14 protein-coding genes are annotated in these 13,448 nt (G+C 57.7%); 9 read left to right on the forward strand and 5 right to left on the reverse strand.

Annotated elements, in window-relative coordinates; genetic code table 11:
* The first annotated feature begins 22 nt into the window (after positions 1-22).
* Genes AC1Q8Q_RS14965 through AC1Q8Q_RS14980 form a run of 4 tightly spaced genes read left to right on the forward strand, consistent with a single transcriptional unit; the run spans position 23 to position 3,033 of the window.
* On the forward strand, positions 23-373 hold the full coding sequence (locus AC1Q8Q_RS14965; RefSeq protein ID WP_151143322.1) for a hypothetical protein: 351 nt from the start codon (positions 23-25) through the stop codon (positions 371-373).
* Positions 361-1,797 carry a cytochrome ubiquinol oxidase subunit I gene (locus AC1Q8Q_RS14970; RefSeq protein ID WP_020798683.1) on the forward strand — a complete coding sequence of 479 codons (1,437 nt, stop codon included), beginning with the start codon at positions 361-363 and terminating at the stop codon, positions 1,795-1,797. The genes AC1Q8Q_RS14965 and AC1Q8Q_RS14970 overlap by 13 nt, the downstream gene beginning before the upstream one ends.
* Before the next feature lie 3 nt (positions 1,798-1,800).
* The gene (gene cydB / locus AC1Q8Q_RS14975; RefSeq protein ID WP_008066100.1) at positions 1,801-2,808 is read left to right on the forward strand and encodes a cytochrome d ubiquinol oxidase subunit II; all 1,008 of its coding nucleotides are present in this window, start codon (positions 1,801-1,803) and stop codon (positions 2,806-2,808) included.
* Between the two features lie 57 nt (positions 2,809-2,865).
* A complete protein-coding gene (locus tag AC1Q8Q_RS14980; RefSeq protein WP_083349776.1) occupies positions 2,866-3,033 on the forward strand; it encodes a DUF2474 domain-containing protein in 168 nt (55 codons plus the stop codon).
* A 75-nt stretch (positions 3,034-3,108) separates the two neighbouring features.
* On the opposite strand, the gene AC1Q8Q_RS14985 is transcribed toward AC1Q8Q_RS14980, so the two are convergent.
* Both AC1Q8Q_RS14985 and AC1Q8Q_RS14990 read right to left on the reverse strand, forming a co-directional pair.
* Positions 3,109-4,233 (reverse strand): methyltransferase, encoded by a 1,125-nt coding sequence (locus AC1Q8Q_RS14985; protein ID WP_492615200.1) that lies wholly within the window; start codon positions 4,231-4,233, stop codon positions 3,109-3,111.
* A gap of 165 nt (positions 4,234-4,398) precedes the next feature.
* Complete coding sequence (locus AC1Q8Q_RS14990) at positions 4,399-5,130, reverse strand: helix-turn-helix transcriptional regulator (RefSeq protein WP_168758973.1); 732 nt, start codon at positions 5,128-5,130, stop codon at positions 4,399-4,401.
* 344 nt (positions 5,131-5,474) lie between these two features.
* Here AC1Q8Q_RS14990 and AC1Q8Q_RS14995 point away from each other — a divergent pair, with 344 nt between their 5' ends.
* The gene (locus AC1Q8Q_RS14995) at positions 5,475-6,251 is read left to right on the forward strand and encodes a ferredoxin--NADP reductase (protein WP_492615201.1); all 777 of its coding nucleotides are present in this window, start codon (positions 5,475-5,477) and stop codon (positions 6,249-6,251) included.
* 32 nt (positions 6,252-6,283) lie between these two features.
* On the opposite strand, the gene mscL is transcribed toward AC1Q8Q_RS14995, so the two are convergent.
* Positions 6,284-6,697 (reverse strand): large-conductance mechanosensitive channel protein MscL, encoded by a 414-nt coding sequence (gene mscL, locus AC1Q8Q_RS15000; RefSeq protein ID WP_020798678.1) that lies wholly within the window; start codon positions 6,695-6,697, stop codon positions 6,284-6,286.
* 624 nt (positions 6,698-7,321) lie between these two features.
* On the opposite strand from mscL, the gene radA reads away from it, so the two are divergent.
* Positions 7,322-8,689 (forward strand): DNA repair protein RadA, encoded by a 1,368-nt coding sequence (radA, locus tag AC1Q8Q_RS15005; protein WP_020798677.1) that lies wholly within the window; start codon positions 7,322-7,324, stop codon positions 8,687-8,689.
* 118 nt (positions 8,690-8,807) lie between these two features.
* Here radA and AC1Q8Q_RS15010 read toward each other — a convergent pair whose 3' ends face one another.
* Positions 8,808-9,176: a PilZ domain-containing protein gene (locus tag AC1Q8Q_RS15010; RefSeq protein WP_020798676.1), complete on the reverse strand. Its 369-nt coding sequence runs from the start codon at positions 9,174-9,176 to the stop codon at positions 8,808-8,810.
* Between the two features lie 160 nt (positions 9,177-9,336).
* Here AC1Q8Q_RS15010 and AC1Q8Q_RS15015 point away from each other — a divergent pair, with 160 nt between their 5' ends.
* The 3 genes from AC1Q8Q_RS15015 (at position 9,337) to yjiA (ending at position 12,751) form a co-directional block, all read left to right on the forward strand.
* Positions 9,337-11,403 (forward strand): carbon starvation CstA family protein, encoded by a 2,067-nt coding sequence (locus AC1Q8Q_RS15015; protein ID WP_083349772.1) that lies wholly within the window; start codon positions 9,337-9,339, stop codon positions 11,401-11,403.
* Between the two features lie 15 nt (positions 11,404-11,418).
* Entirely contained in the window at positions 11,419-11,616 is a 198-nt protein-coding gene (locus AC1Q8Q_RS15020) for a YbdD/YjiX family protein (RefSeq protein ID WP_008058222.1), read from the forward strand.
* 163 nt (positions 11,617-11,779) lie between these two features.
* Positions 11,780-12,751 (forward strand): GTPase, encoded by a 972-nt coding sequence (yjiA, locus tag AC1Q8Q_RS15025; RefSeq protein ID WP_151143311.1) that lies wholly within the window; start codon positions 11,780-11,782, stop codon positions 12,749-12,751.
* On the opposite strand, the gene AC1Q8Q_RS15030 is transcribed toward yjiA, so the two are convergent.
* Entirely contained in the window at positions 12,748-13,437 is a 690-nt protein-coding gene (locus AC1Q8Q_RS15030) for a GntR family transcriptional regulator (RefSeq protein ID WP_168758971.1), read from the reverse strand. The genes yjiA and AC1Q8Q_RS15030 overlap by 4 nt on opposite strands.
* Between the last annotated feature and the right edge of the window lie 11 nt (positions 13,438-13,448).

Consider the following 13,448-nt stretch of genomic DNA (forward strand, 5'->3'; position numbering starts at 1 on the left):
CAACCTGTAACAGGAAGTTGCCATGGGAAAAAAATTCGTTAGCCAAGCATCGATTTCGCCAGCCGTTTGCCAACTGCTCCTTGGGCATTCATTTCAATCTGTTTCTGAAGCCGTGAGGCAACTTGTCACGCGGCAAAAGACCACGCGGGTCAACCTCGCAAATGGGACTACTCTTTCATCGTTGCTTGATCCAGATCAAAACCCACAAAAGGAATTGATCCGGCGGCCGGTTGGCCAGACTCCCTGCGTTGTGATGCGTACAAAAAAAGAACAAATAGAGATTCGCCACACTCCATATCCGTGGGGGCCGTGGGTGCAGGCTTCGAGCCCGCAGCCGTACTACCTGACAGAGGAAAACTTATGTTCGGTTTAGAGGCACTTGATCTCGCCCGAATTCAGTTCGCGTTCACTATCTCGTTCCACATCCTGTTCCCAGCCATCACCATCGGCCTGGCGAGTTACCTGGCGGTACTCGAAGGCTTGTGGCTGAAAACCCATAACGACACCTACCGCGACCTCTACCATTTCTGGTCGAAGATCTTTGCCGTCAACTTCGGCATGGGTGTGGTCTCGGGACTGGTCATGGCCTATCAGTTCGGCACCAACTGGAGCCGTTTCTCGGACTTCGCCGGCTCGGTGACCGGGCCGCTGCTGACCTATGAAGTGCTTACGGCTTTCTTCCTCGAAGCCGGATTCCTCGGCGTCATGCTGTTCGGCTGGAACAAGGTCGGGCGCGGCTTGCACTTCTTCGCCACGGTCATGGTTGCCATCGGCACGCTGATCTCGACCTTCTGGATTCTCGCCTCAAACAGCTGGATGCAGACCCCGCAGGGCTTTGAAATCGTCAATGGCCAGGTCATTCCGACCGACTGGCTGGCGGTGATCTTCAACCCGTCTTTCCCTTATCGCCTGATGCACATGGCCACGGCGGCCTTCGTTGCGACAGCATTCTTCGTCGGCTCCTCGGCGGCCTGGCACCTCTTGCGCGGCAAGGACAACCCGGCAATCCGCAAGATGTTGTCCATGGCGATGTGGATGGCACTGATCGTCGCGCCGATCCAGGCCGTTATAGGGGACTTCCATGGTCTCAACACGCTGAAACATCAGCCGGCAAAAATCGCTGCGATCGAGGGGCACTGGGAGAACCACGGAAACGAGGCGACTCCGCTGATCCTGTTCGGCTGGCCGGACATGAAGGAGGAGAAAACCAAGTTCGCCGTCGAGATTCCGTACCTGGGCAGCCTGATCCTGACTCACTCGCTAGACAAGCAGGTGCCGGCGCTCAAGGAGTTTCCACCCGAGGACCGACCGAATTCGACCATTGTGTTCTGGTCGTTCCGGATTATGGTCGGCCTGGGGTTCCTGATGATCTTCACCGGTCTGTGGAGCCTGTGGCTGCGTAAACGCGACACGCTCTACACCTCGCGGCCGTTCCTTTACCTGGCGTTGTGGATGGGGCCGTCCGGCCTGATTGCGATTCTCGCGGGCTGGTTCACCACTGAAATCGGCCGTCAGCCTTGGGTAGTCTACGGATTGATGCGCACGGCGGACGCGTCTTCAAACCATAGCGTGATGCAGATGAGCATCACCCTGATCCTGTTCGTCGTGGTGTATTTCGCCCTGTTCGGTGCTGGCCTCGGCTACATGATGCGCCTGGTGCGCAAGGGGCCGAAGATCGACGAAGGCAAGGAAACCACTGAGGGTGGCCCCGGCAAGAAACGCACACCCGCTCGTCCTTTGTCCGCAGCCGACGACGAGCAAGCCGATGCCGACCCCATCGTGACCAAGGAGATTTGAATCATGGGTATTGATCTTCCGCTGATCTGGGCCGTGATCATCATCTTCGGCATCATGATGTACGTGGTCATGGATGGATTTGACCTGGGCATCGGCATTCTCTTTCCGTTCATTCCCGGCAAGACCGACCGCGACGTCATGATGAACACCGTGGCCCCGGTCTGGGACGGCAACGAAACCTGGCTGGTACTGGGTGGTGCGGCATTGTTCGGGGCTTTCCCGCTGGCCTATTCGGTGGTGCTCTCAGCGTTGTATCTACCGCTGATTTTCATGCTGATCGGGCTGATTTTCCGCGGCGTGGCGTTCGAGTTTCGCTTCAAGGCCAAGGATGACAAGCGTCACCTGTGGGACAAGGCGTTCATCGGTGGCTCGATTGCCGCAACGTTCTTCCAGGGTGTGGCATTGGGGGCATTCATCGATGGCTTGCCGGTGGTAGACCGGCAGTTTGCCGGCGGCTCGCTGGATTGGCTGACACCCTTCACCCTGTTCTGCGGCGCTGCACTGGTGGTCGCGTATGCGCTACTGGGTTGTACCTGGCTGATCATGAAGACCGAGGGCAAGTTGCAGGAACAGATGCACGACTTGGCGCGACCCTTGGCGTTCGTGTTGTTGGCGGTGATCGGTATCGTCAGCATCTGGACCCCTCTGGCTCACGCCGAAATCGCCGCCCGCTGGTTTACCTTGCCCAACCTGTTCTGGTTCCTGCCCGTGCCGATCCTGGTGTTGGTGACGCTCTATGGCCTGATCCGTGCCGTGGCCCGCAACGCGCACTACACGCCATTCCTGCTGACACTGGTGCTGATCTTCCTCGGCTACAGCGGCCTGGGGATCAGCCTGTGGCCGAACATCGTGCCGCCGTCGATCTCTATCTGGGACGCTGCAGCACCACCGCAAAGCCAAGGCTTCATGCTGGTGGGCACGTTGTTCATCATCCCGTTCATCCTGGGCTACACCTTCTGGAGCTATTACGTGTTCCGCGGCAAGGTTACCCATGAAGACGGATACCACTAGTCACGCACCCGCGTTGGCGTCGGCCACGGCGCCATCGATCGCAAGGAGATCGAAGCAATGACCGGTAAACATTCCCTGCGCGACATTGAGCAAGCCGAAAAAAAACCGCTGTGGCAGCGGCTCGGCTGGTTGGCCATGATCTGGGCTGGCAGCGTCGGTGCGCTGTTCATCGTGGCCAGCCTGATGCGGATGTTCATGAGTGCCGCAGGCCTCAGCACTCCCTGAAACAATCGACATCCCATCGCGCAGCCTCAGGTGCGCAAGAAAAACCCTCCCGAGCGGGAGGGTTTTTCTTGCGCGTTATTTGCGCGCCTTGAGGATCACGAATTTCGGGGTGGCTGCCACTTGCTCGACCCCGCGGAACAACCGCGCCAATTTGCTGTGATAGCCCAAATGACGGTTGCCGACGATGTACAGCGCTCCGCCCACCACCAGCGCCTCCCGGGCCTGCTGGAACATCCGCCAGGCCAGGAAATCGCCGACGACCTGTTGTTGGTGAAACGGTGGATTGCACAGCACCACATCCAGCGACTGGGGTTCCTGCCCCGCCAGGCCATCGCCGGCCCGCACGATCACTTCCCGCTCATCCAGCGTGGCGCGCCAGTTCTCGGCGGCCGATTGCACTGCCATGAAGGATTCGTCTACCAGCGTGTAGTGCGCTTGCGGGTTTTGCAGGGCGCTGGCGATGGCTAGCACGCCGTTACCGCAACCGAGATCGGCGACCCTTGCGCTGCCGAGGTTCTTCGGCAAATGCGGCAAGAAGGCTCGCGTACCGATGTCCAGGCCTTCACGGCAGAACACGTTGGCATGATTGATCAGTTCGATCGCAGGCTCATCGAGTCGATAGCGGGTCGGGTAGGGGGATATAACCGTGGCTTTGGCTTGAGCCGTGGCGATCAACAGACGGGCTTTCTTTACCGCCAGCGAGGCTTGCACCGGGCCGATATAGCGTTCGAGCAGATCGCCGGCTGCGCGCGGCAGATGCTTGATCATTGCCCCGGCAATCACCTGGGCGCCCGGCGCCAATTGGCCTTGCAGGCGGATCAGTTGTTCTTCCAGTAAGGCCAGGGTCTTCGGCACCCGGAGCAGGACCCTGTCGAATGGCCCGGTGAACGGTTCGCTGGCCGGTACGTGAGGCACAGCGTCAAATGCCAGGCCATTACGGGCCAGGTTCTTTTCCAGGCCCTGCAAGGCCAGGAACGAATCACCGCTGCTGGTCACATTGACCTTGCCTGCCAGGCTGACGGCCAATGCACCAAAACTGTCGTTCAGCACGAGTACCCGCGTATTCGCCGCGGGCAGTTGTTCAGCCAGGTGATTGAGCAGGTACTCATCTGCAGCATCAAAGGCTTGCAGTGGTTCGTTTTGCTGTTCGGGCTGGCGGATCAGGTCGAGCTGGGCGAACGGGGTTTCGAGCAAGGGCATCGGGCAGGAGACTCTGATAGATGGACAAAGATGTTCCGCGGCCCTGAGGCGTTGTTGCGGGTGGGACCTTGCGAGTGAACGGCGGCATGACTTTTTACACGTCATCACTCAAGGGGGGTGTAAATGTTACGTTTTTTTCTTTTGGATTACTCGCAGGTTTTGTGATCAGCGCATCGCACCGCTGCCGAGATAACCGGCCTTGACCGCGGCAATGACGGCTGAAATCTTGTTGTTGACACCCAATTTGTCAATCGCACTCTGCACATGGAAATTGATGGTACGTGCACTGAGATTGAGGATCCTGGCGCTTTCCTCGGCCGTCTTTCCATCGGCGGCCAGTTTCAGCACGTCAATTTCCCGCAGCGACAAATGGGCGACAGTCAATTTTGGGCAGACCTTGGGAAGCGTTTTTACAACCAATGCATGCAGATGCCGGCCCATGAAGACGGAAAAGCCGAGCGTCTCGTACAGCTCAAATGCACTGATTGGACAATGGCTCCTGGCCAGGCTCAGGATGCTGCACAAACCGCTTTCATCGTCATGTACCGATTGCGACCAGCCATGCTGGAGTCCTTGCAACCCAAGCGCTTCCCACATCGATGGGATCTTGGAAAAAAGCTCTTCACTCCAAAGGATGGGCAGCATGGATTGATTGCAATAAGCCACTATTGGGTCGATATCTCTGAGTTGTTTCTCTTCATATTCGTTATTCCAGCTGGCGGGGTAATTATTGAATTTGAGTGTCTTTGTCTTGTCCGGTTTGGTTATATAAGTTGCTGAAAATTCGAAATATTTATATCCAATATTTTTTGCGAGGCTGAGTGACCCTTGGTAAGCGATGTCGATTTCAGTTGCGCTGGCTATCTGATTTAGCTGTGATTCCTTCCACCTTTCCATTTTTCAACTCCAATGTGTATTCACTCGAGTGCTTGATTCATGCCCAATAGGATCGGAGTGTAGGATCTTTCTTACAGCGCCGTGAGAATTTTTTTGTCCTAGATGAAGTTGTGACAAGGGGTGTGGGTTCTAAAGAGAAGTTTGTGTGAAAGATAGTTGATAAATGTCGATGTTAATATATTGGCATCCTGGCTAGCGGTTGTTAACTGGTTAGTTAGGGAGGGGGTGAGGCGGCGTGTATATCTATGTATTCGATATTGCTGCTTTAAAGACACTACAAATCGCCGGTGTTTCTGGGTGCCACTTTGCGAGACACTGCGGCTATGTGTTGAAGGGAGCACCCCATGACCGCCAGTGAAGAGAAATTTACCCGCCAGACCTTGCTCGACGTCCAGCCATTGACGCCGAACCTGTTCACCCTGCGCGCCACGCGGGATGCAGGTTTTCGCTTTCGCGCAGGGCAATTCGCCCGGCTGGGTGTGATCAAGGCTGATGGCAGTACGGTGTGGCGTGCCTATTCGATGGTGTCTTCACCCTACGACGAGTTTCTCGAGTTCTTTTCCATTGTCGTACCCGGCGGTGAATTCACCAGCGAGCTCAGTCGGCTGGGCATCGGCGATACGCTGTTGGTCGATCGACAGGCGTTCGGGTACCTGACACTCGACCGCTTCGTCGATGGGCGTGATTTGTGGTTGTTATCCACCGGTACAGGTCTGGCGCCGTTTCTATCGATCCTGCAGGACTTCGAGGTATGGGAAAAATTCGAGCGAATCATCCTGGTGTACAGCGTCCGGGAGACCAGGGAGCTGGCTTATCAAGCGCTAATCGCTGGCTTGGCACAGCGTGACTATTTGAAGGCATTTGCCCACAAATTACAGCTGATCAACACTGTGACCCGCGAGCGGCTCCCAGGCGCCCTCAACGGACGGATCACCACCTTGATTGAAAACGGCGAACTGGAGCGGGCGGCTGGCGTGGCGCTGACACCAGAACATTCCCGAGTGATGTTGTGCGGAAACCCGCAAATGATCGATGACACGCGCAAATTGCTCAAGCAGCGCGATATGCACTTGAGCCTCAGCCGGCGGCCAGGTCAGGTGGCAGTGGAAAATTTCTGGTAAAAAAAAACGGCGCCTTGCAAGCGCCGTTTGATTCAGGGTCGATTGTTCTGGGCCCGGAGCAAATCGCGAATCTCACCGAGCAACTCTTCTTCCTTGGTCGGAACCGGCGGCAGGGTGGGTGCGACGGCTTCTTCGCGCTTGAGGCGGTTGATGGCCTTGATGCCCATGAAGATCGCAAAGGCGACGATGACGAAGTCGATCAGGGTCTGGATGAATTTACCGTACGCCAGGACCACCGCAGGAACATCGCCTTGGGCAGCCTTGAGCGTTATGGCCAGGTCACTGAAGTCCACGCCGCCGATCAGCAAGCCAATGGGAGGCATGATCACATCGCCGACAAACGACGTCACGATCTTGCCGAAAGCAGCGCCGATGATGATACCGACGGCCATGTCGATCACATTGCCTTTGACCGCGAAGGCCTTGAACTCGTTTAACACGCCCATAGGTCATTTCCTTGTTACAGATGAGGTTGGTGAACGCAGTGTAAATCAGCAAATCGCATCCTGCTCGAAACGACTGCGTGCGAGGTTCGCCTGCAAAGGACCGGACCTTTGGCAAAAAGTTTACAAAATGCCGGTTATCCATGCGCAATCATTGCTTCTCGGCCGCTTCTCGGATTTGGTGATCTGGCGAGTGACTGGCGAGAAAGACGCAATGATTTGCGCTGTGTGATTTACCTTTGAATATTGCGACGCCTGTCATCTGGTTGCCATTTTTTAGACGGGTGTTTCCATTTGATAAAATCACTCGGCACCAAAAGCAGATGACAAGATTCGTGTGGCGATTTTCAACAAGCTGTTGTTGTACGTTTAAGTCGTTAATGGTTAGTGTTTGTACAGGTTTTTCTGCGCTTATTAACGGGAAGGAAGGTGTTTTTGGTTTTTGTGTATAAGTAACTAGTGCTTGGTACTTAGATTGTGTGTAGTTATAGATGTGTGCTTGAGTCGTGTCGAGCAAGTTTGGAAGCGTTGATTTGAAACTTATTCATTCAAGACAGGCCGTCATCGATCGTAACGCACCGAGGCGGCTGACCTGAGCTATCATCGCGGTTTTTGCCGGGAGTTCAGATGGCCAAGGCCAAGCGCATGTACGGCTGCACCGAGTGCGGCTCAACCTTTCCCAAGTGGGCCGGACAATGTGGTGAGTGCGGCGCCTGGAACACACTCACCGAAACCATGGTGGAGAGCGGCGGGGCAGCGGCACCCAGCGGTCGCACTGGCTGGACCGGTCAGCAGGCGCAAATCAAGACCTTGGCTGAAGTCAGTGTCGAGGAGGTCCCGCGTTTTTCCACGGCTTCCAGTGAGCTTGACCGGGTGCTCGGTGGTGGCCTGGTGGATGGCTCGGTGGTGCTGATCGGCGGTGATCCCGGAATTGGCAAATCCACCATTCTGTTGCAAACCTTGTGCAATCTCGCCAAGAGCATGCCGGCACTGTATGTCACGGGTGAAGAGTCGCAGCAACAGGTGGCCATGCGTGCCCGACGCCTGGGGCTGCCACAGGATCAGCTGCGGGTCATGACCGAAACCTGCATAGAAACCATCATTGCCACCGCCCGGGTGGAGAAGCCCCGGGTCATGGTGATCGACTCGATCCAGACGATTTTCACCGAGCAACTGCAATCTGCACCGGGCGGTGTGTCCCAGGTTCGTGAAAGTGCGGCGCTGTTGGTGCGGTACGCCAAGCAGAGTGGCACCGCGATTTTCCTGGTGGGGCATGTGACCAAGGAGGGTGCGCTGGCGGGGCCCCGGGTACTGGAGCACATGGTCGACACCGTGTTGTATTTTGAAGGCGAATCAGACGGGCGCCTGCGCTTGTTGCGGGCGGTTAAAAACCGTTTCGGCGCGGTTAACGAACTGGGCGTGTTCGGCATGACCGACAAGGGCCTGAAAGAAGTCTCCAATCCTTCGGCTATTTTTCTGACCCGCGCGCAGGAAGAAGTCCCGGGCAGTGTGGTCATGGCGACATGGGAAGGCACACGGCCGATGCTGGTGGAAGTCCAGGCACTGGTAGATGACAGTCACCTGGCCAATCCACGCCGGGTAACGCTGGGCCTGGACCAGAACCGACTGGCAATGTTGTTGGCCGTCTTGCATCGGCACGGCGGCATACCCACCCACGATCAGGATGTATTTCTCAACGTGGTCGGAGGGGTGAAGGTACTGGAAACGGCATCTGACCTGGCATTGATGGCAGCCGTCATGTCCAGTTTGCGCAACCGGCCGCTGCCCCATGATCTGCTGGTGTTCGGTGAGGTCGGCCTTTCCGGCGAAGTGCGGCCGGTGCCAAGCGGTCAGGAGCGCCTGAAGGAAGCGGCAAAGCATGGCTTCAAACGTGCCATCGTGCCCAAGGGCAATGCGCCGAAAGAGCCGCCTGCGGGTTTGCAGATCATCGCGGTCACCCGTCTGGAGCAGGCCCTCGACGCCCTCTTCGAATAACACCAATCCCCTGTAGGAGCGAGCATGCTCGCGAAAAACGTTGGATCACGCGCTCATTCAGATAGCCCGCGTCATCGTTGACGTCCATCGCGAGCATGCTCGCTCCTACAGGGGGCATTCAGATTTCGATGAGCGCGCCCAGTTCGCGTTCAAGCTCGTGCGGATCGCCCAGATTGAATTCAATCAATCGCCGCAGGCGTTCAATGGACTCCAGGCTGATGTGCCTGCACACGAAACCCAATTGACCATGGTCTTCATGGGTCAATTGCACATCCATCGCAATGTGGTTGTCTTCGCTCAAATGGATGTCGACAGAAAAATCCTGCTGCGCGTTGCCAAGCCACGGCTCCGGTCGCTCGATCAGCAAGCCCTTGAGCGACAGATCGATCAGCTTCACCGGCCAGGTGAACGCTCCTTGGCTCAGATCGGTTCTGGCATCGAACGCAATACGTTTGAAGCGGCGACGTTCGGAAGGGTGCTCGCTCATGGCGCGATCCTCGGAAATGTACGCTGACTATAGACTGGCCTTGCAAAAGGCTGCCAGCGCCGGCAGGTGTCTAGACCAACGTCAGGGTATGGCCTTTGCTGTCAGGCGAGCTAAACTCGAGGTGGCTGTCTTTCTTGTCCACTCTGGCTGGAATAATAAAATGAAAAATAATAATAGCCCGCTACGCCACTTACCCTGGCTGCTGCTGGCAATCGTTGGGGCGTGCGCCCTGGGCGTGGTGGCACTGCGCCGAGGTGAGGCGATCAACGCTTTGTGGATTGTGGTCGCTTCCGTGGCCATCTATCTGGTTGCGTATCGTTACTACAGTCTGTTTATCGCTAACAATGTCATGCAACTCGATGCGCGACGGGCTACCCCGGCCGTGCTCAACAATGACGGTCTGGATTATGTCCCGACCAACAAGCATATTCTCTTCGGTCACCACTTTGCGGCCATCGCTGGCGCGGGGCCGCTGGTCGGTCCGGTACTGGCGGCGCAGATGGGCTACCTGCCCGGCACGCTGTGGCTGATTGCCGGCGTGGTGCTGGCCGGTGCCGTGCAGGACTTCATGGTCCTGTTCATGTCCACCCGCCGCAACGGTCGCTCCCTGGGCGACATGGTCCGCGAAGAAATGGGCCGCATCCCCGGCACCATCGCGCTGTTCGGCTGCTTCCTGATCATGATCATCATCCTCGCGGTGCTGGCACTGATCGTGGTCAAGGCCCTGGCCGAGAGCCCGTGGGGGATCTTCACGGTGATGGCGACCATCCCGATCGCGATGTTCATGGGCATCTACATGCGCTACATCCGCCCGGGTCGCATCGGCGAAATTTCGGTGATCGGCGTGCTGTTGCTGCTGGGGTCGATCTGGCTCGGCGGGCAGATTGCCGCAGACCCGGTGTGGGCCAAGGCCTTTACCTTCACCGGTGTGCAGATTACCTGGATGCTGATTGGTTACGGTTTCGTGGCAGCCTCTTTGCCGGTCTGGCTGATCCTGGCTCCGCGTGACTACCTGTCGACCTTCCTCAAGATCGGTACCATCGTCGCCTTGGCGATCGGCATCCTGATCACCATGCCCGAGCTGAAAATGCCGGCGCTGACCCAGTTCATCGATGGCACGGGGCCGGTCTGGAAGGGCGGTCTGTTCCCGTTCCTGTTCATCACGATTGCCTGTGGCGCGGTCTCGGGTTTCCATGCACTGATTTCCTCGGGCACCACGCCGAAGCTATTGGATAACGAGGTCAACGCCCGTTACATCGGGTACGGCGGCATGCTGATGGAGTCCTTCGTGGCGATCATGGCCATGGTCGCGGCCTCGGTGATCGAGCCAGGCGTGTACTTTGCCATGAACAGCCCGGCGGCCGTGGTCGGCGGTGATGTGGTGGCCGTGGCGACCACGGTCAGCAACTGGGGTTTTGCGATTACTCCCGAAGCCCTGCAAGCGGTGGCCAAGGACATCGGTGAAACCACCATCCTGGCCCGTGCCGGCGGTGCGCCGACCCTGGCCGTGGGTATCGCGCAGATCCTGCACAGTGTGCTGCCGGGTGAAAACACCATGGCGTTCTGGTACCACTTCGCGATCCTGTTCGAAGCACTGTTCATCCTGACCGCGGTGGACGCCGGTACCCGTGCCGGGCGTTTCATGCTTCAGGACTTGCTCGGTTCCTTCGTGCCGGCGCTGAAACGTACCGAGTCCTGGGCAGCCAACTTCCTCGCCACCGCCGGTTGCGTGGCCATGTGGGGCTGGTTGCTGTACCAGGGCGTGATCGATCCGCTGGGCGGCATCAATACCTTGTGGCCATTGTTCGGCATTTCCAACCAGATGCTGGCTGGTATCGCGCTGATGCTCGGCACCGTGGTGCTGATCAAGATGAAGCGCCAGCGCTACGTCTGGGTCACCATGCTGCCTGCCGTGTGGTTGCTCATCTGCACCACCACCGCTGGCTTCATCAAGCTGTTCGACGCCAACCCGGCCATCGGCTTCCTGTCGCTGGCGAAAAAATACAGCGATGCGCTGGCCAATGGCCAGATCCTCGCCCCGGCCAAGGACATCACTCAGATGCAGCACGTGATCTTCAACGCCTACACCAACGCCACGCTGACCGCGCTGTTCCTGTTCGTGGTGTTCAGCATCCTGTTCTATGCGCTCAAGGTTGGTATTGCCGCCTGGGGTAAAAAAGAGCGTACGGATAAAGAATCGCCGTTCCAGGCGCTGCCGGATGCATAACCAGAGGACTGCAGCATGTTCAATGACCTGAGTCGCCTCGGTAAATACCTCGGTCAGGCTGCGCGCCTGATGGTCGGCATGCCCGACTACGACAATTACGTCGAGCACATGCAAAGCAAGCACCCGGACAAACCGGTGATGAGCTACGAGGCGTTCTTTCGCGAGCGCCAAGAGGCTCGCTACGGTGGCAAGGGTGGGCCGAAGTGCTGTTGATTAAACAGCCAGGTTGACGCAATACCCTGTGGGAGCGGGCTTGCTCGCGAAAGCGGTGTGTCATTCAGCATTCATGTCGGCTGACACGACCTCTTCGCGAGCAAGCCCGCTCCCACATCTGTTTTGTGTTTTTCTTTCATTTCATTACGACAGGAGATTTAGCGTGTCCTCTCCAATCCCGGTCACGATCCTCAGCGGCTTCCTCGGCGCAGGTAAAACCACGCTGTTGCGCTACCTGCTCAAAGCCGAGCACGGCCTGAAAATCGCCGTGATCGAAAACGAATTCAGTGACGCCGGTATCGACACCCAGCTGTTGGGCGACGAACCGGTACAGGTCATGACGCTGGCCAACGGCTGCGTCTGTTGCACCATTCACACCGACCTGACCAAGGCCTTGTACCTGCTGCTCGAACGCCTCGACAGCGGCGAGATCGCCTTTGATCGCCTGGTGATCGAATGCACCGGCCTCGCCGACCCGGCTCCGGTGGCACAAACGTTCTTCATCGACGAGGAGTTGCGCGAGCGCTACATCCTCGACGGCATCATCACGTTGGTGGACGCGGCACACGCCGAACAGCACCTGACCCAGACCATCGCCCAGGCGCAGATCGGTTTCGCCGATCGGCTGTTGGTAAGCAAGCGTGATCTGGTGGACGAACCTGCATTCACGGCGTTAAGTGAACGCCTGACCCGTATCAACCGGCGTGCGCCGATCCGTGTGGTCGACCACGGCAAGATCGATCTGGCCGAACTGCTTGACGTGCGTGGGTTCAATCTCAACGCCGATCTGGGCGGCGGCGTGAGTTTGCGCCCAGTGAGCCAGGCCCCATCCATCGACCGTATTTCCAGCCTGGTGTTGCGCACCGAAAAACCGCTGGATATCGACAAACTCAGCGAGTTCATGAACGAACTGCTGGAGGACCACGGCAAGCAACTGCTGCGCTACAAAGGCGTGTTGAACATCCTCGGCGAACCGCGGCGCATGGTGTTTCAGGGCGTGTTGAAGCTTTACGGTTTCGACTGGGACACGGAGTGGGCGGCCGATGAAACCCGGGAAAGCGTGATCGTGTTCATTGCCGATGATTTGCCGCAGGAAAAGATTCGCCAAGGTTTCGCGCGAGTAGCGGCGAGTTAACCGGCAACACGCTTCTGGCTGCAGAGCGGTTGAGCGTTCAGCAATACCGCTTCCAGATGATCCAGGTGTCGGTCCAGTAACATAACTGCCTTCGCGGCGTCCCTGCGCGTTAACGCATCCACTATTTGCTCATGCAGATGCCATGCGCAATAGTCCTCCAACGCAACATCAAATTGAGCAATCGCCAACGAGACCAGTGGCACCAGGCTGCTGAGAAAATGCGCTAGAGGTGCGTTACCCGCCATCTCTGCCAATTGCAGATGAAACTCCCCTGACAAACGAATCGCTGGGCCTCGCTCGGTGCATTGGCGCTCGCTATCGACCAGTGTCCGCAGGCGCTCCAGGACAAGCGGGCAGGGGCGCTGGCAGGCCAGCCTCACCAGCATGAGTTCGGTCAGTCGCCGGGCGTGCAAGGCCTGCCGGGTTTGCTCTACATTCAGCTGCGCGACGCGAGGACGGTGGTTGGCTCGCAGGACAATGACTTGCTGGTGGGAGAGTCGCGTCAGCACGCCACGAATGTCGCTGCGTCGAACACCAAACACCTGCGCCAGGCTTTCTTCGGTAAAGCGACTGGTGGTGTCGAGGCGCTGTTCGAGAATGGCATCGAGCACCCGTGAGTACAGATCCTCTACCGCCGGGGCAAAGGGCAGGGCAACAAGAGTCTGTGGCGAGGCGAAGCTGTTCATGGCCTGTCTCC

Source organism: Pseudomonas sp. GW823-FHT06B06 (assembly GCF_058795195.1).